This is a genomic window from Thermococcus aggregans (genome assembly GCF_024022995.1).
GTDB lineage: Archaea > Methanobacteriota_B > Thermococci > Thermococcales > Thermococcaceae > Thermococcus_A > Thermococcus_A aggregans.
In genome coordinates this window covers 1,599,920-1,625,066 of sequence record NZ_CP099582.1, presented here as the reverse complement: position 1 = coordinate 1,625,066, position 25,147 = coordinate 1,599,920, and the positions used below count along the sequence as shown (strand labels likewise).

Genomic DNA, 25,147 nt, shown 5'->3' with positions numbered 1-25,147 from the left:
TTAAGTTTTTTATACTTTTGAAACATATTTTTCCATGCATGTTTTTCATATATTGCGGTGATAACGATGCCCAGTAATTGGGAGAAAATAGTCTCCATGACAAAGGAAGGAGTCAAGAGTATTGCAATGATGAGAAAGAAAATCCAGCGAGGAAAAAAGATCGCCCTCCTTATAGATGGACCGAATATTCTCAGAAAGGAATTCAATGTGCATCTTGAGGACATTGTTGCGGCACTGGAAGAGCTTGGCAATATTAGGGTTGCAAGAGTTATTCTAAATCAATACGCCCCTCAGGGGCTCATTGAAGCGGTCGCAAATCAAGGCTTTGAGCCAATAATAGTTGCCGGAGAGACAGGGGTAAAACTGGCCGTTGAAGCAATGAGGGAGATATACAATCCAAATATAGATATTATAGCCTTAGCCACAAGAAACGCGGAATTTCTTCCGATAATTTTGAAGGCAAAAGAAAAAGGAAAAGAAACCGCGATAATTGGGATTGAACCAGGGTTTAGTGCCGCTTTAAAGCATGCTGCGGATTACGTGATAACTCTTAAAAGGGGTGAAGTAAATGAGAGCAGCATTCTTCAAAATACTGAGAAGAGAAGAAAGAGAGCCTAAGGAAAAAGAGAAGCGAGAAAAAGTTGAAGTTCCATCAAAGAGCATAGGGCTGATAATAGACGGACCCAACATACTAAGGAAGGAATTCGGGATTAAGCTTGAAGATATAAAGGAAGCACTGGAAAAAATTGGAAAAATCAGGGTTGCAAAAGTTGTTCTGAATCAATATGCCCCTCAGGGGCTTATTGAAGCAGTTGTTAACCAAGGGTTTGAGCCCATAATAGTTGCCGGAGATACTGATGTAAGAATCGCCATTGAAGCCATGGAGTTGATATACAACAGCGATATAGAGGTAATAGCTTTGGCTACAAGGGATGCGGACTTCCTCCCCATAATAAACGAGGCAAAGAGAAAGGGTAAGGAAACCGTGGTCATAGGGGTGGAACCGGGATTTAGTATTGCACTTCAGAATGCAGCGGACTATGTAATAAAAATGGAGGGAAAAAGCGGTCAGAGCGAGGGGTATGAGGAGTAGTTACTTTTCGAATTCAAGCTTTAGGGATGTATGCTCCCGCTTGAGTCTCTCGATAATTTGGGCAATTTCATCACTGAGCTCTCTTAGTTTCTCCGAAAGTTTGCTCAGCTCTTCTATCGCGATCTCTAAAGCTTTCTCCCTCTCTTCAACTTCTTTCATTGCCTCAGCAAGCTTCTCTTCTTCCTCCTTCTTGTAGACTTCAATTTTTAAGGTATCGTAATTCCACTCTATTTCTCCATTTTTAATGTTGAATTCTATCGAAATTCTCACAACGTCTTCCTTTTTCACGCCCATCTCTTGGAGCTTATCGAAAAGATACTGGTTCAGCTCGGCTGATGCCCTTACAACTGTTTCAGGATTAAGCTTACCTCGAGTTAATGCGAAGAGAACTTTTCTAACTTTGTTGGCATATCCACTCGCTCTAACAAATCCAGTTGAAAGTTTGGGCATTGAACATCACCATAATACTTTAATGCGCTGGGATATATATTCCTATTGGTGATTGAATGAACATTCTGATCTTTGGGTCTCCCGGCTCTGGAAAATCGACACATTCGAGGAGAATAGTTGAGAAATACGGCCTCGAATACATAGCTTCTGGCGATATAATCCGGGCAGAGATAAACAGGGGGACTACTCTTGGTTTGGAAATGAAGAAATACATAGAAAGAGGGGAGCTTCTGCCAGATACCGTTATAAACACGCTCGTGCTTTCAAGACTGAGAAGAAAGAGGGAAAACTTCATTATTGATGGATACCCAAGAACTGCTGAGCAGGTTTTGGCCTTGGAGAACTTCCTTTACGACCACGGCATTAGAATAGACCTGGCAATTGATATTTTCATCTCAAAGGAAGAAAGCATAACCAGAATCTCTGGGAGAAGAATATGCAAAAACTGCGGAGCAGTATATCATATAAAATACAACCCACCAAAAGTTCCCGGCAAATGTGATATCTGTGGAGGCAAAGTAGTTCAGAGAGAAGACGACAAGCCAGAGATAGTCTCCAGAAGATATGACATATACATCAACAATATGGAGCCGATCATCAAGTTTTACAAGGGGCAAGGCATTTACGTGCAGATAAACGGGCACGGTGGGATTGAGGAAGTCTGGGAGAGAATAAGGCCTCTTTTAGATTACATATGGAACAGAGAAAGGAAAAGAGAAGAGTTCAGGTAAACAAAAAGCAAAGTCAACTTAAGGTCAAACATCGAGTAGCAAAGCATTAAGAGCTTGGCGACTACTCAAAACAATTGGGGGGTATAGCTGTGGAGTACTTCAATAAAATAGCGCCCCGCTACGATGAGTGGTACAAAACCAGGGTCGGACGTTATGTGGATAGAACAGAGAAAAAGTTAGTGTTTTCTATGATGAAAACCAAGAGAGGTAAGGCCCTCGACCTTGGATGTGGGACTGGCAATTATACTTTAGAGCTCTATAAGCGAGGATTTGAAGTTGTTGGCGTAGACATAAGCGAGGAAATGCTAAAGATAGCCAGAAAAAAGCTCCCAAACGTTAAGTTCATTAGAGCAGATGCTTATTCACTACCTTTTGAGGAGAATACATTTGATTTAGTACTGAGCGTTACAATGTTTGAGTTTATACACGAACCCGAAAGAGCTCTCAAGGAAATTTACCGGGTTTTGAAACCTGGAGGAGAAGTAGTGATTGGTACAATGAATGGAAGAAGCCTATGGTTCCTGTTTAAGTGCTTGAAAAGCCTTTTTGTGGAAACCGCCTATCGCTATGCAAGGTTTTACACGCCAAAGGAACTCGAAGATCTTATGAAAAAAGCGGGTTTTAAAGACGTTGAGAGCAGAGGGATTATATACTTTCCTTCATTTTTCCCCTTTTTAGGGCTTGCTGAGAAGCTTGACCAAAAGTTCAGCGATAAGCTAAAGAACTTTGGAGCATTTATAGTTGTTAGGGGAGTTAAAAGTGATTAGGCTTATCACTAGGGAAGAGGCATTTGAAAGAGCAGAGAGAATAAAGAAGGAGAATGAAGCACTTTACGGCGTGCCATTTGATATGGAGCACAAATACCTCCCCCTTGAAGCGCTCATACCTACCCAATGGGAACTAAATGAGAAGAAACTGCTGGTAGTTCTTCAAGAAATAGTTCACGGCTACGATGCCCCTGTTATAGTTTTAGAGCACAAAGGGAACTACTACATCTTAGATGGGCATCATAGGGCGTATGCCAGAAAAAAGCTGGGCTTTTCACAAATTGAGACAATAATCCTCAGACCCCTTCGAGAAATCCCCACAAAAATTGAGGAGGCTGCGAAAAGAGCAAGATTAAAAACTCTGGATGATATAGTTATAGCTAAGGAGTAATCCTTCCGGTGATACTGTATGTGCGAGTACGTCTTTGAAAATGGGAAAGAGTGTAAAACAAAGGCTCTATCAGGCTCGAAATACTGCTCACTCCACATCCCTTTTGAGGAGGGCGAACTGCTTTATGGAGATAGAATAAGAGAAATTAAGGAAAGAGCTTTCAAAAGAAAGCTGGAGCGAGGAGTTAGGTATTTTGAAGGTGTCCAGCTTTATGAAGCCAAAGTTTCAAATTTGAAAAGTGACAAGCCTCTTGTGTTTAAAAATTCGAAAATAAAGACCCTTATTGTTGAAAATTCCGAATTAAAAGGCCTGTCCATTTTCAACTGCGAAATTGATAGGGTTATACTCTTAGCATCGTCTATAGCCACAATCTGGGTAAAAAACTCAGTCTTCTTTGGATTTAATATTCTTGACATCAAATTTGAGAACTCGATTTCCATAAAGAACAGCACGGTTCGGTACTTGATGATAAACTCTGTTCAGTATGCAAAGCAGGAAAGGTCAGGTGAAGAGGAATATGGAGAAAAAGAAACAATATACGGAAGGATAGAGTTTTCAGACCTCAAAAACGTCAGAAGAATAGGAGTAAATTCCATGTATCCCTTGCTTAAAGAGATTTTGGAGGAACATGGAATAACACTATCCGGGATGTCAAGAAAGCATGTAAAAGCAAAGATTTTCCTCATAAAGAATATAGAATTTGACCCCAGCCCGAGGTTTAAGAGGCAGGTTAGGCTGTTTATCAGAAACTTTGATGGAGTCCTCCAGCTTGAAAACCTTGAAGTTCTGGGACACGTAGAAATAAGAGGAGGAAGGTTAAAAGTTCCTGAATTTGTACACACTACCATTCATAATAATTTGGTTTTTAGAGGTGTTACATTTTACGGTGATACAACGTGGAACTTGACCGTACTCCCAAATCTTCTGGCAGAACTAAACGTAAAAGGATTCGTCATTCTGGAGGAATGCAGCTTTAATAACCCGACGATGGAAGAATTCTTTTACCGTATGGCAAGGATCACGTGGGAAAAAAGCGGGGACAAGGAAAAGGCGGATCAATATTACTACCTAGAGATGCTTGCCAGGAGAAAGCAAAAAATGGGGAGGTATATGGTCTATTTACCCAAACTTGGACTCAAAATAAGACTTCCATCCCTCCCTGCTGGCAGGATTAAAACCAAAATAAAGCACTATGTTCGCCTTTTAGAGGGCTTTTTTGAGTGGTTTTTTGCTGATTTGACATGTAAATATGGAACCGACTGGAAAAGACCTATCCTTATCTGGATATTTATGGTCAATCTTGTATTTCCAACAATATTTTATCTCACGAAAAGCGTTACAAGCCCAGGCGTGCCTTTAAGGAGTTTTCTCGACTATGAGTATTTTAGTGTAGTGACTGCGACAACCCTTGGATATGGCGATCTCCACCCTATTGGGATCGGCAGAGTTATTGCTTCCCTCGAAGCAATATTTGGAATGTTCATGTGGGCCGTGTTTCTAACGGTCTTTGCAAGGAAATACATGCGCTGAAAAGTGGGTGAAGAAAATGATAGTCGGTTTAATAGTCAATCCAATAGCTGGAATGGGAGGTAGAGTTGCTCTAAAAGGCACCGACGGAGTTATTGAGGAAGCTATAAAACGAGGAGCAAAGCCCTTGGCACTTGATTTTACAAAGCTCTTTTTAAGAGAGCTTTCTCATTACGACATCGACGTTGAATTTCTAACAGGACCCGATGGATTGGGGGAGGACGCTCTTAAAGAATTCAATTTCCCATACAAAGTTATTAAGCATAGAGAAGTGGAGCAAAGGGAAGTATTCGGTGTTAAAATCCCCGATACTACCAAGGAAGATACGAAAGTGCTTGCAAGGTTAATGAAGGACAAAGTGGACGTACTGCTCTTTGCGGGAGGAGATGGAACGGCTAGAGACATATATGAGGCAATAGACAAAGAAAAACCTATCCTTGGCATTCCAACAGGGGTTAAAATGTTCTCTGGAGTTTTTGCAACATCTCCAGAAGACGCTGCGAGGCTTCTTGTTGAGTTCACAAAGGGAAATGCAAAGCTTGTGGAGCGAGAAATCCTTGACCTCGATGAAAACGCCTACAGGCATGATGAAGTCAAGGTAAAACCATATGGAAAAGCTTTAACGCCCTATGTGGAAGTCCTCGTGCAGGGAGCAAAGGAGCCCACTCCCCTTGATGAAGAAGAAGAGCTTGATGCAATAGCAGAAGCTATTGTGGAGGAGCTTGAGGATGGTGTTTACTTCTTGGGCGCTGGTTCAACAATAAAGAAGATCAAAGACAAACTTGGGATAGATGGGACACTGCTGGGAGTGGATATAGTTGAGATAAAAAACGGAAAAGCGAAGCTTCTCGTAAAAGACGCCCAGGAAAAGGATTTGTTAAGATACTTGCACAGAAATCCAAAAATTATAGTAACGGTTGTCGGGGGTTTGAACTTTCTTTTTGGAAGGGGCAATCAGCAGTTTTCTCCAGAGGTTTTGAGAAGTATTCCAAAGGAAAATATCATCATTGTGGCAACCCCGTCGAAAGTTAAGGGGCCAATAAGAGTTTACACCGGGGACAAAGAAGTAGATGAGAAGTTTAAGGGCTATATAAAAGTTAGAATATCTCCATGGGCAGAGAGAATTGTGAGGGTCATCTAACTTAAGGTTTATAACTGAGAACTCCTTTTACATTTTTGGTGAATAAACGTGAGATTTGAAGTGCTTAGTAAGGAGGACATGGTAGAACTCTCAAAAGAGCTCAGCAAAGAGGGGATAATGAACAAAACCCGAGAAGAGCTTGGCTGGGAAATTTACCATATCATTGTGATCAGAGATAAGTTTGGTGAACTTATTAGGAAATCCGAGGGGATATCGATAATTGAAGATACCCTCGAAGAGATAAAGGCTTCTTTCGAAGCTCTTATGGAAGAATGGAATGTAGGAGAAGAGAAAGACTTTAAAGACCTCTTTGATGACGTTAATATTTCCAAGCTGACACTCCTAACTGCTTTGATAGAGAACGGATACGTTGAGGGGGAAGAAAAACTTAAGCTTATCAAAAAGCCCAAGCTTGATGACCTCGAAATCGAGCTCAAGTTTAATATCGATGAGCTTGAAGATGTGCTGGAAGAAGTAGAGGAGAAGCTTAATGCGACTCTTACAACCGAACTCTCCTTTATGAGAAGGTATTTTGTCGAGGTTCTAGAAATAGAGGAAGAGCTAATAAAGAAAGCCTTAGAGATAGCGGAGGAATATGCTACCGAAGAATCTTTAGTTGAGGCAATGTTTGTGGGAATTGGAAAGTCAGTATTGGCAAATACAATACTGGCAATAGCCGAAAAGAAGGACAAAAAAATGGAATTAATCGAAACACTCTTAGAGCATGAGCCCTTAACCGTGGAGGGGAAGAAAGAAAAGATAAACATATATTTTGACGAAGAAGCCGTTGAAGACATATTAAAAGAGCTGCAGAAGATTGGCTATTTGAAGGTGAAGGGAAACAGAATATGGCTTCAATAATGGGATAAAGCTTAAAAATTCATCACTAAACTAGAGCATGGGGTGGGGAGAATGGCAGTGCTTAAAGCAATAAAAATCAAGGACAGGGACGGGGAGATTCTTTTTAGGTGCCCAAGATGTGGGATGGTATTTAGAAGGAGCAAGGATTATACTAGACACATAAACAAATCTCACAGACACCTTTTCAGGAAAGCTTGATTTTATTTTCCCTTTATATGTGGGATGAAGAAAAGTCAGGACGCTGAGATGTGATGAGCGGTAGGGCTTTCTGACCTATTCTTTTTCAAGCTTCGCCCTTTAGGACTGATAGGAGGTCAACTATTCTTTGAGGTCTATCTCTTTTACAAGCTTGACAATGAATGTTTTGCCAACTTTTTCTCTTTCAATCAACTGTTTTTTCTCAAGCTCCTGGATTATCCTGCTCACAGTTGGTCTCGAATAGCCAGTAAGTTCTGGAAGGTCTTCTTGCTTTACTTTCCCTCCCTGCTCTATTAGAGCTTTTACAACGATTCTTTCCTTCTCTGTCAGCACTTCTACCGGTATCTTATTGGAGTACCATTTCTTCTTTGCCCAATACAGGGTTATGGGCACTGCAATTGCGAGTGATACTATAGCACCTATGAGGGAATACCTATATGGAGATGGCTCTTCTGGAGGAGAGACGGGTGGCTTCTCTACGTTCTTGCCGAGCCAGTAGGTTTCATACCCCATGCTTCTTAACTTTGCTTCAATCGTCTCATTCAACCCCGTTCCAACCAGAACAACAAGCTCTGGCTGTAGATGCTTTAGCCCCGCAACTGCATGTTCAGATAAATCATTTTCTAGAGTTAGCAGCAGTGGGAGGTCATACTCCATCGCAAACCTCGAGGCGGCTAAGGCAGAGCCGTAATCCAAAGCACTTGCTAAGACTACCGTTTTTGAGCCTTGAGGATAAAAATGAACGGCTAATTTTTCCGCTGTTTCAGTTCTTACGTCCCCACCTATTCTTGTAACGCTGTACCCCATCTTGAGGAGTTCATCCTCAACCTCCTTGCTAACTGCATTTGAGTTTCCAACTATCAAGATTTTTTTCCATCCTATCTGGATATACGAATATAATTGTGCCCATGTTTTTTCGTCAAGTTTTTGGGGATTGACGGGAAGAACGGGGACTTTTAAAAGATTCGCATAGGGGAGAACAGTAATGTAGTCTATCAAATCATCGTCTCTAACTATTATCAAATCATACTTAGGCCTGTTTTCTTCCTGCTGAGCATAGATGGGAATCGCTATGAGATACATAAACATTAAAGCTGCAATGATTGTTAGTGCAAGATACTTAGCCTTCAATCTCTTCACCACATTGAACCTAAAAAAGAAAGTTTAAAAGGTTTTTCAGAACTCAAAAGCTTCTCCAGGTTTTAGTATAATAACCTCTGCCTTGCCCTCAACAAGTTTCTTGAACTCTTCTGGATCCTTAGCTATTGGCGGGAACGTTCCATAGTGCATTGGAATGACGTATTTAGGCTTAAGGAATTCAACAGCCTTTGCGGCTTCTTTGGGTCCCATTGTAAAGTGTCCGCCTATTGGAAGCAAGGCAAGGTCTATTCCGTAAAGCTCGGCAAAGAGCTCCATGTCCTTAAAAACATAGGTGTCTCCGGCATGATAAATCTTCTTTCCTTCGAGCTCTATGATGTATCCGCATGGATTTCCAATGCTGTATTTGCCATCGCTGCTTGAGTGCCACGCAGGAACCTGAACTATTTTAACCCCATCGACCTCAGTTGGGCCGTAGTTCATACCTACTGTTGTTATGTCCTTATTGTTTTCTACAAGATAGTTGGCTACATCATACATAGCAACTATTTTTGCTCCGGTTCTCTGAGCGATTTTTACTGCATCTCCAAGGTGATCCCCGTGGGCGTGGGTTACGAGAATCAAATCAACCTTATCAAAGTCCTCAGGTTTTGCTGCCGCTTTTGGATTTCCAGTCAAGAACGGGTCTATGAGTATCCTCTTTCCATCTCCCTCTATTTCGAATGCAGCATGTCCCAGAAACCTTACCTTCACCATCTTACCACCCCCTTAAACGTCCAAATGCAAATAATAACAAAAGATTACTTAAACCTTTCGAACAATCCAACTGTGGGATTTCATTTTTAATGTGTGATTGATCGAAACCAAGGTTAAAACTGCCAGTTTGTCTATAAAGGAAGCCTTATACTTTTTGAAAATGCATTCACAAACCAAAAGTTTATAAGCCCTCTGGAATTCCTACTCACTGGTGAGGATGAGTAGGTTAATAAGGTTCTTCTGCACAATCATATATAGGAGGGGTTTAGAGTATGAGCAATGTTGAAGATGTCAATATGAAACACGAAGAGGAATATGACGATTACGTTTACTATCTCAAGCGTAGAATCAGGCAACTCGAACTTCAAGTGAGAACACTGGAAGCAGACAAAGAGAGACTTGAGAGAGAGCTTTCACGCTTAAGGATGGAAATGTCTAGACTAAGGCAACCTCCTGCTTTTGCCGGAACTTTAATTGAGCTTTTGGATGAAGACAGAGCTATTGTCCAGAACTACAATGGACCAAGGTTCGTTGTGAGAATCGCGCCGTGGGTAGAGAGAGAAAAACTAAAACCCGGTGCCAGAGTTGCATTAGACCAAAGGACAATGGCAGTCATAGAGCTTTTGCCGTCTCAAAAGGACCCATCTGTGCTAGGTTTCGAGGTAATTGAGAAGCCCAAGGTTACCTACAAGGACATAGGCGGATTGAAAAAACAGCTTATGGAGTTGAGAGAAGCCATAGAGTTGCCTCTTAAGCATCCGGAGCTCTTCGAAAAAGTTGGAATTGAACCGCCAAAGGGAGTACTTCTCTATGGGCCACCAGGATGTGGAAAAACTTTGATGGCAAAAGCACTAGCTCATGAGGTAAATGCAACATTCATAAGAGTCGTTGGCAGCGAACTTGTGAGAAAGTACATCGGAGAGGGTGCGAGATTGGTAAGCGAGCTCTTTGAGCTGGCTAGGGAAAAAGCACCTTCCATAGTGTTCATCGATGAGATCGATGCAATAGGTGCAAAGAGATTGGACGAAACTACCGGTGGAGAAAGAGAAGTAAACAGGACTTTAATGCAGCTCCTAGCAGAACTTGACGGATTCGACTCAAGGGGCAACGTTAAAGTTATTGCCGCTACAAACAGACCAGATATCCTCGATCCAGCTTTGCTTAGGCCTGGAAGGTTTGATAGACTGATAGAAGTCCCATTGCCGGACTTCAAGGGAAGACTGGAGATTCTCAAAGTCCACACAAGGAGAATGAACCTTAGGGGAGTCGACCTCAAAGCCATAGCGGAGATGACCGAGGGAGCAAGCGGTGCCGACCTTAAGGCAATTGTAACCGAAGCAGGAATGTTCGCCATTAGGGCAAGAAGGGAGTACGTAACTCACGAGGACTTCGTAAAGGCAGTTGAAAAGGTTCTCGGCTCGGAAGAGAGACTGGCACACCAGATGGCTTCACACGAAGTTATGTACGGCTAGCGCTTTCCTAATCCCTTTAGTTTTGTTTTTAGCCTATTATTTTATTTTGAACAGGTCTGAACGGGTTATTATTCCAACAGGCTTGCCTTCCTTGTTCTGTACTATAACTGCTGGATGTTCTTCAAGAAGGAACTTTACGACTTCAATGCTCTCGTCCTCATTTATTATTGGGAAAGGCTCGTCCATAATTTCCATAACCTTTTTTGAGAGAAGATCCTCGTACTCAAAGCTCTTTCTAATGAGTGTTTTTTCCGTTACAGAGCCGACTACCTTATTGCCGGCTATCACAGGCACTTGAGAAATGTTGTGCTCACTCATAAGCTTAACAACCTTCTCAACCGTTTCATAGGGTTTGACACTTATTATGGGGGAAGACATTATTTCCTTCGCTCTAAATCGGGCCTTTTTGCATTCAGCTAAAGCTTGGAGAATTCGGTTGAAAGTAGACAGTCTGGGATCAACTTTGCCGCTTTCGAGCTTTGCTATATACGCCTGCGTAACCCCAGCTTTTTTGGCAAGCTCCTCCTGAGTTATGCCAAGTTCTTTCCTAAGCTTCTTTATCTCTCTTGGATCAATTGGCTTGGGAATGATAACCATAAATAACCCCCAGTTATTAATGCAACAAAAGTTTTAAAAACTTTAGTAGGGGGGCATTGGAGATGTCGCCCCCCTGGGGGTCCCGAGGTCATCGCAACCCAGTACTCCTCGGGCAATTGAGGTTAACCCTAAAGGCTTATAACCCTTAGGGAGTGATGAACCTTCAAGGTGTGAGATATGGCTGGAACAATAAGTAAGGTAGTTAGGTTCACCAATGAAGAGGAGTTTTTGGAGGATATTGAAGAGGTTATGGAGAGGTTTACTTACCTTGCAAGCAGATATGGGGTCAGTGTCATAGAAGGAGTTCTCCTTTGGGATTACGTTGGTGTGAGGGACGAGGACGGTGTAAAGATATTCAGGGTCGGCGAGTTCCCCTATGTGGAGGGAACGCTTAAAGTAGACTTAGAAACATTAAGAACTCTTGAGAGATACTTTGACGAGATGGAGAGCAGATGGGACGACTTAACAACGGATGAAATAAACTATTTCGTTAAAATGCTCAACGAAGCTTTGGGAGAGGAAAGGGTTTATTACGAAGCTTATGACCTTGGCCTAGATAGAGATGAGGCTTACATCATTCTTAACATAAAAGGTCTTTACTATCTGGAGAATGTTGTAGATGCTGAAGACAGACACATCTTAGAAGAAGCCGTTTCCCTTTTGATGAAGTACGTTTAGGTGATGAAAAAATGCTCTTTAAGAAAAAAGGCCTCTTTACAGTTAGTGATGCCATGAAAGTTATAGAAATCGCGAGCAGGGAAGACCCAAGGGAAATTATCATCATGTGTGAGGCGATTGATGACGACGCAAAAAGGAGGCTCTGGGACTACGCTAAAGGCGTTGAACTCATGGCTGATCTGACCGGCGAAGAGCGGAGCGTAAAAGTAGAAATCCTCGAAGGATACGTGAGCGATAAAGTGAAAGGGATAGAGCTTTAGGTGATTCCATGATTCTGGCAGAGATATTCAACAGCTGGCAAGGGGAAGGCGGGAGCGTAGAGGGTAGTGCATTTGGCAGAAGGCAGATTTTTGTTAGGTTTGCTGGCTGTGATCTGAGGTGCATATGGTGTGATTCCAGGGCGTTTATTTCTGCCCCAAGCGTTAAGAAGTGGCGCTACGAAGTGGAGCCCTTCACGGGAAGATTTGAGTACAAACCAAACCCCGCAAAGCTTGACGAAGTTGTTGATGTCATTTTAAAGCTCGATACAGGGGATATACACTCAATAAGCTACACTGGCGGCGAGCCTACTCTTCAGGTTAAATCGCTCAAAGCACTTATGGAAAGGATGAAAGAACTCGGTTTTGCAAATTTCCTAGAAACTCACGGGGGAATTCCAGAGCTCATTGAGGAGGTTGCTCCGCTGGTTGACTACGCAAGCGTTGATATAAAAGACGAGACTGCCCGTGCAACTGAAAACTGGAGGGAGCTGGTGCTCAAGGAAGTGGAGAGCATTAGAATTCTCAAGAAAGCTGGGGTGAAAACTTACGCAAAGCTCGTGGTTACAAAAGATACAAAAGAGGAAAACGTAAAGTGGTATGCGGAGCTGTTAAAGGGCTTAGCCCCTCTCGCCATACAGCCCAAGGAACCGATTGATATTTTCCAGTCCCAGCTTATGAGGCTTTATAACATCGCGGCGAAGGTTATGGGAAGAGACAACGTTGGTTTGAGCTTCCAAGTGCACAAGTATTTGAACGTGCTTTAGTTCACAAGGCGATGATGTAGATTGGCCTTTGGGGCAATTGATGCCCGGGATCGACGAAGCTGAGCCTTTAAATGCCCCTTTTAATTTTTGACTCAAAGCGGAAATTAAAAGAAGAACAGCAAAGACGAGCTCACTTAATTATGTGCTTGTAGTAGTACCAGAGACCCCTTATTATGTCCCTCACTTCTATCATCGTGAACATTGGGCTTCTGTTGATGAACTTAGCGGTCTCTTCCCATGTGTGTGCCTGGAGAACACGGTAGATGAGGAGGTGTATCTGTCTTTCGTCGAGATATGGCTTCATCCAGCCATCGAGGAAATATAGCTTTACCAACGGTTTTACCGCGTCAAGAACTGTGTCGTAGGTTAAAACCTTGCCGACAAACATTTCAAGCCTCTTCTTCTGCACGTCTGTGAGGTGTATTGGATAATTGACGCTCTCTCCAAAGGGCGTCTCGAAGAGCCATCTTGCTATTTCCGGCTCCAAGTCTCTATGCGTGTCCCCAAGCCACTCCGTAAGCCTGATTCTGAATTCGTCATTGGTTTTCTTGACGATTTCTTGAGCTTTTTTGCTTATCGGCTTTATCACTATCGCCGTGTATTCTCCACTAACGGGGTTTCTTGAGGGGCTTAGGTGAACTACTGCGAATCCATTTCTCACCCAGAACCTTATAAGCTCTTCACTTGCTCCAAATCCGCTTCCTACCCAATCAAACCCTTCTCTCTCGGCTTCTTGAATAAGCAACTCGAGCGCCTTACTTCCAAGACCCATATCCATTGCATCTGGGTGAGTGGCTATTCTCACAACTCTATAGCCCTTTAATTTTGCAAATTCCTTTGCGTAGTGATGTTTGACCATCATATCGGGGATTATGTTTCCTCTGGGCTTGTAGCCCTTTACCATCCTATCTATGTCCTTCTTCGGAATTCCGCCCTCCTTGGCTATCTGCACGGCACAGACTATCTTTCCGTTTTTAAGCCTCAAAACTCTCGCTTCATGGTGGGGAGCGTCCGCTAGAAGGGCAACATCGCTCGGTCTGTTCCTGTAGTGGGCAAGGACGTAAATACCAACGAAGTGTCTCAAATCTTCTCTGTCGTTTTCAAACCAATCATCAAGGTCGGGCTTTTCGAAGTAGACTTCCTTCTTTCTAATAAGCTCGTAGTCCTCTTCGGTAAGCTCTACCGGCTCTGCATCCAGTAGAAGGACATTGAAGAGCCACCTCTCAATGGGGTCGTTGCTTTCGTATCTAATCGGCACTGATAAGTGTATCTCCTTGAACTCCCTCTTCTCCTTTGCCTTCTTTAGGAACTTAACCGAGAACCCCCTTCCAGCTCCTTCGTATCCGTGAATTGTGGAGGAATAAATCACTTTGGGCTTGGTGAGGTACTTATGGAGTATCGGCACGTGGATTCCAGCGGCTTCGTCAATTATGTAAACATCTGCGTTCATTTTATACCCTTGGGTTGGCGGGTAATATCTCAACCCTATCCCTTTGGCGTATATTTCCTTTATGAGGCCGTTTTCCATTATAACTTTCGGCTTGTAACCGAGCTTTTGGAGGCTTTTTTTCGCAAAGCGGAAGAGGCTCTGAACGTTTTCGAGTTCTGGAGCCGTAACAACTATCCTCACGCGCTTTTTCTTTGCCCTCACTGCGAGACCAATTGAGCCTATACCGACGCTGACGCTCTTTCCTCTTCCTCTGTCAGCCGTTAAAACCACCATTCCATCCTTTTCTATTAATTCTTCGAGGGCTTTAAGAACCTCAACCTGCCCGTTCGTAAGGCAGAGCTCATAGAGCTCTCTTGGGAACTTTATATCGTCTGGAATTTCAATCTTCTCTCTTTCGGGAAGCTTTGCTTGAGTTTTCTCATTCTTCGGCCCTTTGAGGATTTTTTGGCTTTCGGCGTTTAAGATGTAAATCCCCTCATGCTCTTCAAACTTCCTAATCAGTCTCCGGTTAAATCTCTTCTTCACGTCATCTATGGTGTAGGGGGGAGTAACAAGGCTCTTGTGGAAGCCAGTCCACATATTCTTCCACTTCTCGAAGGGGTTGGCAAGAACAAATATTAGTCCTCCTCCCCTAACCGTTTCTATTATCCTACCAAGGTCATTAGGGGAGAAATCATAGCTGAGATCGAGGACAAGAAGGTCGTAAGTCCTTCCAAGAATTTCCCGAGTGTATTTAAAGGTAACTGCCGTAACGTTTACGTTCTCCCCTACCAAAACGTCAAAGTGCTTCCTGAATTCCTCATACCTCTTTCTTCCAAATGTCTCTTGGCCGAGAGCATCCGTGGCATAGAGAACCTCAACTTTGTTTTCACTTTCATCCCTAAGCTTCTTTTTCATAAGATCCTCAAGAATAGATGAGATTATTTTAGCAGCAGCCCCACCGAGGATTCCAGCCAAGGTTGCTTTTTTCATGGTATCTCCGGCTAAAACTATCATTCTTCTATGAAATTCCTCAATAGCCTCTGCGAGAGCCGTTTCAGTGAGCTTTAACGTTGAATCTTTAACACCCTCGCTTTTAGCGTACTCTCTCACTTCCCTGTCGAATCTCACTTTCACGGTCATTTTTCATCCCCACAAATGAAAAAGACGGCATGCTTAAAAAACTATACTTTTCCTTCAAAGCCCCACGCAAAAATATGGGACACAAATCGGATGTCAAAGTTTCTCGATAACCATCGAAACGCTAAGTTTTTATACGAAAAGGGCGATGATAATTTGGTGGTTTCTATGGCTAAGGGACTGAGTATTAAAGACCTCGAAAAGTTCAAACTCGTTGGAAACATCGATGCGTTCAGGAGAAAGCTGGTTTTCCAGGTGACTGAGATAAGCGTCGAGAAGGACGACTATTTCTCAAGGCTCTACCTTTACGATGGCAGAAAAGTTAAGCCATTTACCTCTGACAAGAAGGACGGAAACCCGCGCTTCTCGCCTGACGGAAAACTCGTTGCTTTCACCTCAAAGCGCGATAAGGAGAGCAGGGAGGCCGAGCTGTACGTAATCCCGACGGACGGCGGCGAGGCCAGGCTTCTGGCGAAGTTCAAATACGGAATCAAGAACATTCGCTTCACCGAGGACGGAAAGAGCATAGCCGTTGTTACGCCGATAGACATCGAGAAGAAGCCCAAGGACGACGTCCACATCATCAAGGAGCTCCCCTTCTGGTTCAACGGTGTCGGCTGGGTCTACGGAAAGAGGAACGTCGTCTATCTCGTGGACGTCGAAAGCGGAAAGAAGAAGCGTCTGACGCCGAAAAATCTAGATGTCTCGCAGATCCGCTTCCACCACGGCAGGCTGTACTTCATTGCCCAGGAAGACCGCGAGAAGAAGCCGATGGTCAGCGACCTCTACGTCCTCGAAGGCAGGAAGGCGAAAAGGTTAACTCCCGGAAAGTGGAGCGTCCAGGACTTCATACCCCTCGACGATGGAACCTTCATCCTCAAGGCCAACACGCGCGAGCGTGGAATCCCAACGAACACGCACATCTACCACTACAACCCAGAGATGGGCGAGATGAGGAAGCTCACCGCCGGACTCGACCGCGCGGCCTACAACTCCCTCAACTGCGACGTCCGTGGCTCTCAAAGGGCCGAGCTGGTCTTCAAGGACGGCTGGATCTATTACGTCGCCACTGATGGGCCGAGGGCTAATCTCTTCCGCGTGAACCTTGAGGGGCAGATTGAGAGAGTCATCGGCGGCGACAGGAGCGTGGAGAGTTTCGCCATCGGCGATTACATAGCCTTCACCGCCCAGGATGCGGTAACTCCAACGGAGCTCTACATATTCAAGGACGGGAAGGAGAAGAAGCTAACCGACTTCAACGGCTGGATTAATGACTACAAGCTCTCGAAGCCCGAGCACTTCAAAGTTAAGGCCAGTGACGGCGTTGAGATAGACGCATGGATAATGAAGCCCGTTGATTTTGAGCCTGGCAAAAAGTATCCAGCCGTGCTTGAAATCCACGGCGGGCCGAAGACGGCTTACGGCTATTCCTTCATGCACGAGTTCCACGTTCTCACAGCCAAGGGCTTCGTCGTGATATTCTCCAACCCGCGCGGCAGCGACGGCTACGGTGAAGACTTTGCGGACATAAGGGAGCACTACGGAGAGCGCGATTATCAGGACATCATGGAGGTCGTTGACGAAGCTTTGAAGCGTTTCGACTTTATTGACCCGGAGAGGCTCGGTGTTACCGGCGGCTCCTACGGTGGCTTCATGACAAACTGGATAGTCGGCCACACGAACAGGTTCAAGGCTGCCGTTACCCAGCGCTCCATTTCCAACTGGGTGAGCTTCTTCGGAACGACGGACATCGGCTACTACTTTGCTCCCGACCAGATAGGCAGCGACCCGTGGAACAACCTCGACGGCTACTGGGAGAAGAGCCCGCTTAAGTACGCCCCCAACGTGGAGACACCGCTCCTCATAATCCACTCGATGGAGGACTACCGCTGCTGGCTCCCAGAGGCTCTCCAGTTCTTCACCGCGCTCAAATACCTAGGTAAGACCGTTGAGCTGGCGATCTTCCCCGGAGAGAACCACGACCTTAGCAGAAGCGGAAAGCCAAAGCACCGCGTCAGGAGGCTTGAGCTCATAGTCGGGTGGATGGAGAAGTGGCTGAAGAAGTAATTTCTTTCCACTCTTTTTCTAATTAATGGAAAAGAAGAGTTTGAAGAGCTAAACATTCAGAGCGTGTAGTTCAGAACCTTTTCAGCCTCTTCAATGTGCTCGGGATAGACGTTCCTAATCTCTGGATGGAGGGCCTTAATGACCCTTCCAACGAGCACGAAGAGAGTTCCCGCAATAATCGGAAGCCCGTTCACGACTTCTTCCTCTAATGGAATGTCACTTGGTATCTTCTTGAGGACGTACTTTCTAATGGGCTCAATTTCCACGTTCTCCTCCTTTATGACAGCCCTGAAGAGGTTCATGCTGTTCCTGAAACCCTTGGTAATTGGTATGTGGCGCATCTTTATTGTGCTTGAGTTCTCGGCCTTGGCGTTCTCGTAAGCCACCTCAAAGAGGTCAGCAAGTTTCTTCTCAACTATGTCCATCATTTCCTCTGCTCTCGGCTTGGCAACTGCAAGCTCACAGGTCTTCTCCAAGATACTTCTGAGCTGCGGGTAGGGTATTATCATCTCAGCCATGTTCTCACCTCCTCTCTACCTTTCATTATATTTTAGTAACTCAAGGTATTTAAAATTTTCGAGCCTCAAAGAAAAAGAATGATAACTAATAATGCCGCAAAGATGAGTGGACCAAAAAGGAACCTCGCAATAGCACTTTCCTCGGTGGGCTTTTCTAGTTTAATTCTCTGAATGATCTAGATACCAAACAAGAAGCCGAGTGTAGTACCGAAGAACCAGCCAAGAAGCTCACCGAAGTGGTATTTCGCGTAGTTCAAAACTATCATCGTCAAGAACAGCATGATCACTCCCAAAGTGGTTTTCCAGATACTCTTCTGGTTTCCCACGATCACAAAAAAATCCTGTCCATGTCAGGATAAAAAGGAAGCCTGCTACAAGTTCCGCCAGCATAGTGGGCCCAAATTCAATTACGAGAGCAGATATAAAAAGCTTGTGGCTGCTCAAGAATCCTAATGCTCTCAACAAATTCTCCCCCAGCTTGCACAATGTTTTAAATCTCCCCGAGACAAATTTTTAATGGTGGTATCCGTGGAAATCCTAAAACATTTGAGCAGATTTCCACCTCGCTATGGCCCCGAATGGGGAAGCGGAGGAATATTTGGCTTAAGGTACCACAACGATGTTCTATACTTTACACTGGCGTTTGAGGCCCGGGCTCACTTTATACGGGACGATTCAAAGAGAGTATACGAATTTGAGCTCGTCGGTGAAAAACCGACTTCCGGTGGCGACACGTATAATGCTGTTGAGACAGTTGACGAGTTTATCTACTTTGGCGGATGGGTGCACGCTCCAGCAGTTTATGAAGGAAAGAACGAGAAGTCAACAATAAGCTTTGTCAACAAATACTCCCATGTTCACGAATACGACACGGAAAACGACGAAATACGGCTTCTATGGAAGGACTCAATTCACCACGAAACGGAATGGGCAGGAGAGGTTAGCGACATAATATACGATCCCTACGAAGACAAGCTCCTTATAGCGAGGGAGGACGGGCATGCTAACCTCGGCATATATGAACTTGACAGAAAAACCGGAGAGGTAAAGCTCCTCAACGAGAATCCCAGCCTTAAAGGTGCACTTCTTCACGATACCGTGTTTTTCGGAGTTGGAAAGAACTTTGATTGGGGAGTAAGGGAATTCCACGCTTTCGACTTGATTACCAGAAAATGGGAAACCTTCCCCATCGGCCCCTCCGTGGATGGAAATCCTCCAGTAAGGCCAGTTTTAGGAGACATGGAGAGCGCATACAACAGGATCTTTGCCTTTGTGAGGGGAGGAATGTTCGTTGGCAATCCCTTTAACGACGAAGAAATGAAATTCATCAGACTGCTGGACTTTCCAAACTTCTACGCGCCCATGAGAACAAACGCACTTCCGCTGGGTGGAGGGGTATTGATAGCCTACAACGCCCATCACGATGCAGTATACAGACCGCTAGATGAGGAATCCAAATTAGTGGCTGAATTTACAAACGCTATAAACGCTCCCTCCTTGCTTCTCTATGTAGCCCCTCCGATGGTCAAGGTAGTTGGTGTTTTTGGGGCAAGAATAACGAGCATAGAGAAAGCCTTCGGAAAGATACTTCTTGGAACAAACACCACCCCCAACACCGGAGCCCTGGAAGCGACGCCTTTTGATACCGGCAACAGGGATATACTTGTTCTTGATGAAGACATCATCCAGAGAAGACCTCCGGCTCTCACCATCTCCATCAATACTGCCTCCCTAGCAAAGGCAAGCAAGTTCCTCGGAATGAACGCCTTTGGAGGAATACCTCTTGATGGGTACAAGGAGGCAGAGTTGATAATAAACTCAAGCAAGGACAACAAATTAACGGTATACGAATACGACCTTTCCCTTCCAGTTGAGGGGGCTTATGAAGATGTTGTTGGAATTAAAAGTGGCAAGAACATTATTGATCTGTCTTCTTTCAGCGGCATAGTCTCGTTTAAGCTGGAAAACCCGGACACTGCAGGAAAAATAAAGATAAAGCTCCTTTAGCCTTTTTTTGATTTTTAAAATTTTAAAGGAAGCCTAAAGAAACAAACTTAGGCTTCTATTGTATTTTTCCAGCTCAAACTGCTTTCGATGAGTTCTTGCGGAGTTAGTTCTCTTTCGCTGATAATCTCTGGTTCAAAGGGTTTAAGCATCTCCAAAAGCTTATCCTTCGGCAGCTTTGTCTCATCGAATACCACGTAGCCAGTCTTGGAATATCCGTTGATGAAAGCCCTGTAGACAGCTAAATCAAGTGAAAGTTTGTACTGCATATCTCTGGCTTCGTCAGGGGTTATTTTGTTGAATTTAAAATCTATCCTCCTCATTGCCATCACCCGAAGTAGTTCTTTATGTCGATGTAGGTTTTTCTATAGAGTTCACTTTTCCTCATCTTTTCAATGAACTCCTTGGTTCTTACATACTTGTCTTTCTGGTACTCCCAGTCTGGATGGAGCTTCTTCCACTCCTCCCAAGTATAGCTGAACTGTGCTTGGACTTTGTCTCTATAGAGCTCTGGGATCACGTTAAAGGTACAGAACGGGACTATTCTTCCATCCGGCATGGCGTAGTGGATGACACAGCGCTCAACCCTCTCGACGTCATAGTTGTACTCGTCCATGAAGTGCATCATACCGAGGAAGAGAGCGTTCTCGTGGAACTTTCCGAGGGCGTCGTAGGTGCCGTGAACGAAGGCGTTCTTTATGAGACTGAGAACGTCCAGCCCCTTCGGTGCGTACTTCTCGTCGTAGAAGCTCTTGAACTTCATGAATATCTCCGCACCGAGCTTGAGCTTCTGGAGCCTACCAAGTTTCTTCCACTTCTCTATTTCCTCTGCTTTAGTCTCAAGGTACTCGACAAAGCCCTCAACGTCTATGAAACGCGGAATCGGGACGACGCGCTTGTTCTCGCGGTCGAGGAAGACGTAAGTGGCCGCTCCACAGGCGAAGTGGCTGGTCATGTAGTAACGCTTTCCAGCGAAGGCCTCAAAGAAGCGCGCTATGTGGCCAGCTATCGGGATTGGGTACCAGTCGTCCTTGGCAATGGCCCCATTGGTCTGCTCCTCTATGCGCTTTATCGCACCAGGAATCGTTATCCTGAACCTCTGGCGCTCCTTCTTTGGGACTCTACCGACCTGCGAGATGGGTTGGAAGTTAACTCCTCTAACGATGTCAAGGTGGTTAAGGCCAAAGTTTATTATGGCTCCAAGCTCGTGGTCGTTGACGTTCCTTATGGTTGTAGGCACTAGGACAATTCCAGGCCCACCTGCTTTTCTCACATTTTCGAAGATTAAAGGAATCTCCCAGTGGTTCTTCCAGTTAGTCTTAGGTGTCATTCCATCGTAGCTTAGGTAAAGGGTATTGACGCCAGCCTCTCTAATCTTTTTCACGAGTTCTGGCTCAAAAGCAAGCCTTATGCCGTCGGTATTGAGCTGAACGTGATCGTATCCTTCTTCCTTTGCAATTTTTATAATCTCAATGAGGTCATCTCTCAGTGTCGGCTCTCCTCCAGTAAACTGCACCGCATTAGCTCCGATAGGCTGTTCCTTTTTCGCATTGCGGAGCATCATGCGTATTTGCTCAAGCGTTGGTTCGTAAATTGGCTGGCCCTCTTTGGCATAGAAAAAGCAATACCAACAGCTCAGGTTGCAGCGATTAGTCAAAACTATGTTCAGAAGGTTCGTGTGTGAGCGGTGTCTCGGACAAAGACCACAATCAAAAGGACAGTTTACACCGGTGTTTTCAACGTTATAGCTCTTTATCTTAAAATCGTATTTCCATTCCTTAAAGCGCTTATACATTTCCGCATCTTCATAATAAACATCGGTTATCAATCCTTCGGGACATTTCTTTGTTATCCAAACCTTCCCATCTTTTTCCCAGACCACAGCGGGAACAACCTTTCTAGTCTCGGGACAGAGGGACCACGTCTTATGGGGGAGATCATCACCATAACCTCTGCTGGCTTTTGTGAGGAGTTCTTGAAATTCTTCCTCGCTTATTTCAGGGTATTCAATCAAATCACGAACATTTTTAGTCAGTTCATCGAATTCTTTCTCCCCGCTTGGTGTCCCTTCGGCTATTTCTTCCATTTCTACCACCTCTACAAATTTTTTACAAATACAAGGTATAAAAACTTTTGCGTAAATATGAAAATTTACTTTCATAGGTATTTCAACAGATTTGATATTTTTTGTCTCCTTAAGTATTTATGGATACTCCCTCACATATGCGAGTCTTTGAAAAGTGTTAAAAACACCAAGAATCCCAAATAAGGTGGTGGTGAAGAATGCCCGCAAGGGAGATGAGAATGGAAATGTTCCTCAGAGCGCTGATGAGAGGAGACTACGCCAAGGCGAAATCTCATCTGGATAAACTCGAAAAGATAGTGGGAGATGATGAATGGGGAAGAGGTTACAGCAAAGCCATAAACGGCTTTTTATCTGCATTGAAAGACAACGATACTGATTCTCTGATAGTTCAGCTTATAAGAAATCCAGACAAGGAAAAGGCCAAAAAACTCCTTGAGCATTTTGAGAGCATACTTCAGCATGAATTCAGAGACGACTACGAAAAGGGGTATTACACAGCTTGGAAAGAGCTTTTAACGGCTTATCTCTCTCAGGAGAGGCTGGGTGTTAAGCATGAAAAAGAATGAAGCTATGAAAAAGCTTGAAGAGAAAATAAAGACCTGTAAAAAGTGTCCATTGGGAGAACTAAGAACAAACGCAGTCCTGGGCTCTGGAAGCTATGACGCTAAAATAATGTTTGTTGGGGAAGCTCCCGGCTATTGGGAAGACCAAAAGGGTTTACCCTTTGTTGGGAGGGCTGGAAAAGTACTGGATGAGCTATTAGCAAGCATTGGGCTTAAACGCGAGGATGTGTACATTACCAATGTCGTAAAATGCCGCCCTCCCAACAACAGAGATCCAACGGAAGAGGAAATTAATGCCTGCTCCCCCTATTTAGACAAGCAAATAGACATAATCCGCCCAAGGATCATCGTGCCATTAGGGAGGCACTCGATGGCGTACATTCTTAAAAAGTTTGGTTTTGAGCCCGAGCCTATAAGCAAGATTCATGGGAAGGTATTTGAAGCCAGAACCCTGTTTGGAAAAATCATTATTGTGCCAATGTACCACCCGGCGGTTGCCCTTTATAAACCTCAGCTTAGGGAAGAGCTTGAAAAAGACTTCAAAAAGCTGAAAAACTTGTTAGAGAACTTATCCTAGGCTTGCAATTTTTATTTCGAATTCTTTTTTGTTAACTTTCGCAGGGCTTTCAAGAATTATCAAAAATGAATGTCTAGGAAATTTATGGCATAAGTGCAGTATTGTATAATGTTAAACTTAATACACCATCTATATGCAACAGGAGACAGAAATTTACACTATTCCTTTTTCGAATTTATTTTGGCAAACTTGGAAAGCTATGCGAAAAAATTCGGTGATTCTCAAAAATGCAATAATATCTACGAAAAATTTATAAAAGACTCGAAAAATTTGGGGGCATAGGAAGGTGTAGGGAGGTGTAAATATGTCAGACTTTGGGGCGCTGTCTTTGCTACCTCCTCTGGTAGCTATTGGATTGGCTATATGGACCAAGAGAGTCATCCTAGCACTGTTTGCGGGAGTGTGGATTGGTGGAGTAATGGTAGCAGGATGGAATCCGGTAACTGGTACAACTCAAAGTTTGGAATGGATAGTTGGGAGTGTAACAGACGACTGGAACGCAAGGATACTCATCTTCGACTTCCTAATCGGAGCAGGTGTTGGACTTGTCTACAAGTCCGGCGCAGTCCACGCGCTTGCTGCTTCCCTAGCAAGGAGAGTCAAAAGTAGCAGGGGTGCTTCACTCCTTGGGTGGCTTCTGGGCGTCCTTGTATTCTTTGACGATTATACTAACACGATAGTCGTAGGAAACACAATGAGGCCCATAACCGACAAAACGAGAGTTTCGAGGGAGATGCTTGCATATATTGACGATTCAACAGCCGCACCAATTGCGGGAATGGCGCTCATATCCACCTGGATAGGTTACGAGCTAGCTATGATAGGAAGGGGATTCACGAGCGCCAAGGTCGACTATGGAACCTACGACGCCTGGCTCTCAAGTGTTCCATACAGGTTCTATTCAATCCTCGCAATAATACTCGTTTTAATAGTGGCATACACCCACAGGCACTACGGAGCTATGCTGAAAGCTGAATATCGCGCCAGAACTGAGGGGAAAGTTCTCCGCGACGGTGCGAAACCACTTATGAGTACCGAGACTGACCTCGGAGCACCCAAAGAAGGTGGAGATCCCTGGGACTTTGTGGTTCCTATCCTTGTCCTCATTGGAGTCTCAATGATAGGTTTATGGTATACTGGTGCAGCGAACCTTGAGGCATATAGTCAAGACTTGGGCTGGTGGACAGAGCTTGAGAACCCCTTCGGAGTCAACTTTCTCAGTTACAGCTTCATCGATTCTTTCCGTGAGGCAGACGCTGCGACTGCCCTTCTCTGGGGATCCTTTGCCATGGTTGTTGTTGCTAGTGTAATGCTCCTGAGCAGAAAGAAAATGACAATAGAGGAGTGGGAGGAGACAGTCATAAGAGGTATGAAGCAGATGATTTTCGCTAACACCGTCCTCGTCCTTGCCTGGAGCCTAGGTACTGCAGCTGAAACCATTGGAACCGGTGACTACGTCATCAGCCTAGCCACCAGCTCTGGAGCGAACCTTGGGCCGTGGATGCCCCTCATAATGTTCCTCGCGGCTATGTTCGTCGCTTTCACCACAGGAACCAGTTGGGGAACATTCTCCATCATGGTTCCGCTCGGTGTTGAGCTTAGCCTCGCATTCACAGGAGGTCAGGTTAATGAGATAGTGTTCGCCACCATCGGAGCGACATTCACCGGCTCAATATTCGGCGACCACTGCTCCCCGATAAGCGACACAACAATAATGAGCTCCATGTTCAGCGGCTCGGATCACATAGACCACGTCACGACCCAGATACCTTATGCCATTACCGTTGCGTCTATAGGCGCTGTGCTCTACGTCCTCTTTGGCCTTGGAGTGAGGAGCTGGACGATACTCCTGCCGCTCGGTGTGGTGCTTCTCGTGGCCGCATGGTACTTCCTCAGCGAGTGGTATGGCAAGAAATATGGCATACCGCACGGCAAAGTGCCAGTATATGTAGTTGAAGAGTGATTTTCTTTTTCCTTTT

General features: G+C 44.6%; 26 protein-coding genes. 18 read left to right on the top strand and 8 right to left on the bottom strand.

Features of this window, described 5'->3' with window-relative positions; all coding sequences use genetic code 11:
* The first annotated feature begins 66 nt into the window (after positions 1-66).
* Complete coding sequence (locus NF865_RS08840) at positions 67-618, top strand: TIGR00288 family NYN domain-containing protein (RefSeq protein WP_253304359.1); 552 nt, start codon at positions 67-69, stop codon at positions 616-618.
* Positions 569-1,093, top strand: a complete 525-nt coding sequence (locus tag NF865_RS08835) for a TIGR00288 family NYN domain-containing protein (RefSeq protein ID WP_253304358.1) — start codon at positions 569-571, stop codon at positions 1,091-1,093. The genes NF865_RS08840 and NF865_RS08835 overlap by 50 nt, the downstream gene beginning before the upstream one ends.
* Here the strand turns inward: NF865_RS08835 and NF865_RS08830 are convergent, their stop codons facing one another.
* A complete protein-coding gene (locus NF865_RS08830) occupies positions 1,094-1,543 on the bottom strand; it encodes a DUF2258 domain-containing protein (protein WP_253304357.1) in 450 nt (149 codons plus the stop codon).
* A gap of 56 nt (positions 1,544-1,599) precedes the next feature.
* Between NF865_RS08830 and NF865_RS08825 the strand changes: the two genes are divergently transcribed.
* The 7 genes from NF865_RS08825 (at position 1,600) to NF865_RS08795 (ending at position 7,159) form a co-directional block, all read left to right on the top strand.
* The gene (locus tag NF865_RS08825) at positions 1,600-2,274 is read left to right on the top strand and encodes an adenylate kinase (protein ID WP_253304356.1); all 675 of its coding nucleotides are present in this window, start codon (positions 1,600-1,602) and stop codon (positions 2,272-2,274) included.
* A gap of 89 nt (positions 2,275-2,363) precedes the next feature.
* On the top strand, positions 2,364-3,041 hold the full coding sequence (locus NF865_RS08820) for a class I SAM-dependent methyltransferase (protein WP_253304355.1): 678 nt from the start codon (positions 2,364-2,366) through the stop codon (positions 3,039-3,041).
* Positions 3,034-3,432 (top strand): ParB/RepB/Spo0J family partition protein, encoded by a 399-nt coding sequence (locus NF865_RS08815; RefSeq protein WP_253304354.1) that lies wholly within the window; start codon positions 3,034-3,036, stop codon positions 3,430-3,432. The genes NF865_RS08820 and NF865_RS08815 overlap by 8 nt, the downstream gene beginning before the upstream one ends.
* 18 nt (positions 3,433-3,450) lie before the next feature.
* Positions 3,451-4,962 carry a potassium channel family protein gene (locus NF865_RS08810; protein WP_253304353.1) on the top strand — a complete coding sequence of 504 codons (1,512 nt, stop codon included), beginning with the start codon at positions 3,451-3,453 and terminating at the stop codon, positions 4,960-4,962.
* Between the two features lie 16 nt (positions 4,963-4,978).
* Positions 4,979-6,100 (top strand): ATP-NAD kinase family protein, encoded by a 1,122-nt coding sequence (locus NF865_RS08805; protein ID WP_253304352.1) that lies wholly within the window; start codon positions 4,979-4,981, stop codon positions 6,098-6,100.
* 48 nt (positions 6,101-6,148) lie between these two features.
* Positions 6,149-6,961, top strand: coding sequence for a hypothetical protein (locus NF865_RS08800; RefSeq protein ID WP_253304351.1), 813 nt, complete (start codon positions 6,149-6,151; stop codon positions 6,959-6,961).
* A 51-nt stretch (positions 6,962-7,012) separates the two neighbouring features.
* Positions 7,013-7,159, top strand: a complete 147-nt coding sequence (locus NF865_RS08795; RefSeq protein WP_253304350.1) for a C2H2-type zinc finger protein — start codon at positions 7,013-7,015, stop codon at positions 7,157-7,159.
* A gap of 120 nt (positions 7,160-7,279) precedes the next feature.
* Here NF865_RS08795 and NF865_RS08790 read toward each other — a convergent pair whose 3' ends face one another.
* Together NF865_RS08790 and NF865_RS08785 are read right to left on the bottom strand one after the other, a co-directional pair.
* Entirely contained in the window at positions 7,280-8,302 is a 1,023-nt protein-coding gene (locus NF865_RS08790) for a DUF7343 domain-containing protein (protein WP_436317654.1), read from the bottom strand.
* 33 nt (positions 8,303-8,335) lie between these two features.
* The gene (locus tag NF865_RS08785; RefSeq protein WP_253304349.1) at positions 8,336-9,013 is read right to left on the bottom strand and encodes a metal-dependent hydrolase; all 678 of its coding nucleotides are present in this window, start codon (positions 9,011-9,013) and stop codon (positions 8,336-8,338) included.
* A 272-nt stretch (positions 9,014-9,285) separates the two neighbouring features.
* Here NF865_RS08785 and NF865_RS08780 point away from each other — a divergent pair, with 272 nt between their 5' ends.
* Complete coding sequence (locus NF865_RS08780) at positions 9,286-10,485, top strand: proteasome-activating nucleotidase (protein ID WP_253304348.1); 1,200 nt, start codon at positions 9,286-9,288, stop codon at positions 10,483-10,485.
* Positions 10,486-10,521: 36 nt separating this feature from the next.
* Here NF865_RS08780 and NF865_RS08775 read toward each other — a convergent pair whose 3' ends face one another.
* Positions 10,522-11,082: a CBS domain-containing protein gene (locus NF865_RS08775; protein ID WP_253304347.1), complete on the bottom strand. Its 561-nt coding sequence runs from the start codon at positions 11,080-11,082 to the stop codon at positions 10,522-10,524.
* Between the two features lie 177 nt (positions 11,083-11,259).
* Between NF865_RS08775 and NF865_RS08770 the strand changes: the two genes are divergently transcribed.
* Genes NF865_RS08770 through NF865_RS08760 form a run of 3 tightly spaced genes read left to right on the top strand, consistent with a single transcriptional unit; the run spans position 11,260 to position 12,784 of the window.
* Positions 11,260-11,760: a hypothetical protein gene (locus NF865_RS08770; RefSeq protein WP_253304346.1), complete on the top strand. Its 501-nt coding sequence runs from the start codon at positions 11,260-11,262 to the stop codon at positions 11,758-11,760.
* An 11-nt stretch (positions 11,761-11,771) separates the two neighbouring features.
* Positions 11,772-12,020 carry a hypothetical protein gene (locus NF865_RS08765; protein WP_253304345.1) on the top strand — a complete coding sequence of 83 codons (249 nt, stop codon included), beginning with the start codon at positions 11,772-11,774 and terminating at the stop codon, positions 12,018-12,020.
* A gap of 8 nt (positions 12,021-12,028) precedes the next feature.
* Complete coding sequence (locus NF865_RS08760) at positions 12,029-12,784, top strand: 7-carboxy-7-deazaguanine synthase QueE (RefSeq protein WP_253304344.1); 756 nt, start codon at positions 12,029-12,031, stop codon at positions 12,782-12,784.
* Between the two features lie 130 nt (positions 12,785-12,914).
* Here NF865_RS08760 and NF865_RS08755 read toward each other — a convergent pair whose 3' ends face one another.
* Positions 12,915-15,356: a tRNA(Met) cytidine acetyltransferase TmcA gene (locus tag NF865_RS08755; protein ID WP_253304343.1), complete on the bottom strand. Its 2,442-nt coding sequence runs from the start codon at positions 15,354-15,356 to the stop codon at positions 12,915-12,917.
* A gap of 165 nt (positions 15,357-15,521) precedes the next feature.
* Between NF865_RS08755 and NF865_RS08750 the strand changes: the two genes are divergently transcribed.
* Positions 15,522-17,420: a dipeptidyl-peptidase 5 gene (locus NF865_RS08750; RefSeq protein ID WP_253305645.1), complete on the top strand. Its 1,899-nt coding sequence runs from the start codon at positions 15,522-15,524 to the stop codon at positions 17,418-17,420.
* Positions 17,421-17,476: 56 nt separating this feature from the next.
* Here NF865_RS08750 and NF865_RS08745 read toward each other — a convergent pair whose 3' ends face one another.
* A complete protein-coding gene (locus NF865_RS08745; RefSeq protein ID WP_253304342.1) occupies positions 17,477-17,938 on the bottom strand; it encodes a DUF1931 family protein in 462 nt (153 codons plus the stop codon).
* Positions 17,939-18,454: 516 nt separating this feature from the next.
* Between NF865_RS08745 and NF865_RS08740 the strand changes: the two genes are divergently transcribed.
* Positions 18,455-19,945 carry a DUF2139 domain-containing protein gene (locus NF865_RS08740; protein ID WP_253304341.1) on the top strand — a complete coding sequence of 497 codons (1,491 nt, stop codon included), beginning with the start codon at positions 18,455-18,457 and terminating at the stop codon, positions 19,943-19,945.
* 47 nt (positions 19,946-19,992) lie between these two features.
* Here NF865_RS08740 and NF865_RS08735 read toward each other — a convergent pair whose 3' ends face one another.
* Both NF865_RS08735 and tes read right to left on the bottom strand, forming a co-directional pair.
* Positions 19,993-20,265, bottom strand: coding sequence for a DUF3213 domain-containing protein (locus NF865_RS08735; RefSeq protein WP_253304340.1), 273 nt, complete (start codon positions 20,263-20,265; stop codon positions 19,993-19,995).
* Between the two features lie 5 nt (positions 20,266-20,270).
* The gene (gene tes, locus NF865_RS08730) at positions 20,271-22,028 is read right to left on the bottom strand and encodes a tetraether lipid synthase Tes (RefSeq protein ID WP_253304339.1); all 1,758 of its coding nucleotides are present in this window, start codon (positions 22,026-22,028) and stop codon (positions 20,271-20,273) included.
* A gap of 197 nt (positions 22,029-22,225) precedes the next feature.
* Between tes and NF865_RS08725 the strand changes: the two genes are divergently transcribed.
* From NF865_RS08725 to NF865_RS08715, 3 genes are all read left to right on the top strand, one after another.
* Positions 22,226-22,594, top strand: a complete 369-nt coding sequence (locus NF865_RS08725) for a hypothetical protein (RefSeq protein WP_253304338.1) — start codon at positions 22,226-22,228, stop codon at positions 22,592-22,594.
* Complete coding sequence (udg, locus tag NF865_RS08720) at positions 22,581-23,168, top strand: type-4 uracil-DNA glycosylase (protein WP_253304337.1); 588 nt, start codon at positions 22,581-22,583, stop codon at positions 23,166-23,168. Before NF865_RS08725 ends, udg begins: the two co-directional genes overlap by 14 nt.
* A 304-nt stretch (positions 23,169-23,472) precedes the next feature.
* Positions 23,473-25,131, top strand: coding sequence for a Na+/H+ antiporter NhaC family protein (locus tag NF865_RS08715; protein WP_253304336.1), 1,659 nt, complete (start codon positions 23,473-23,475; stop codon positions 25,129-25,131).
* The last annotated feature ends 16 nt before the right edge of the window (positions 25,132-25,147 follow it).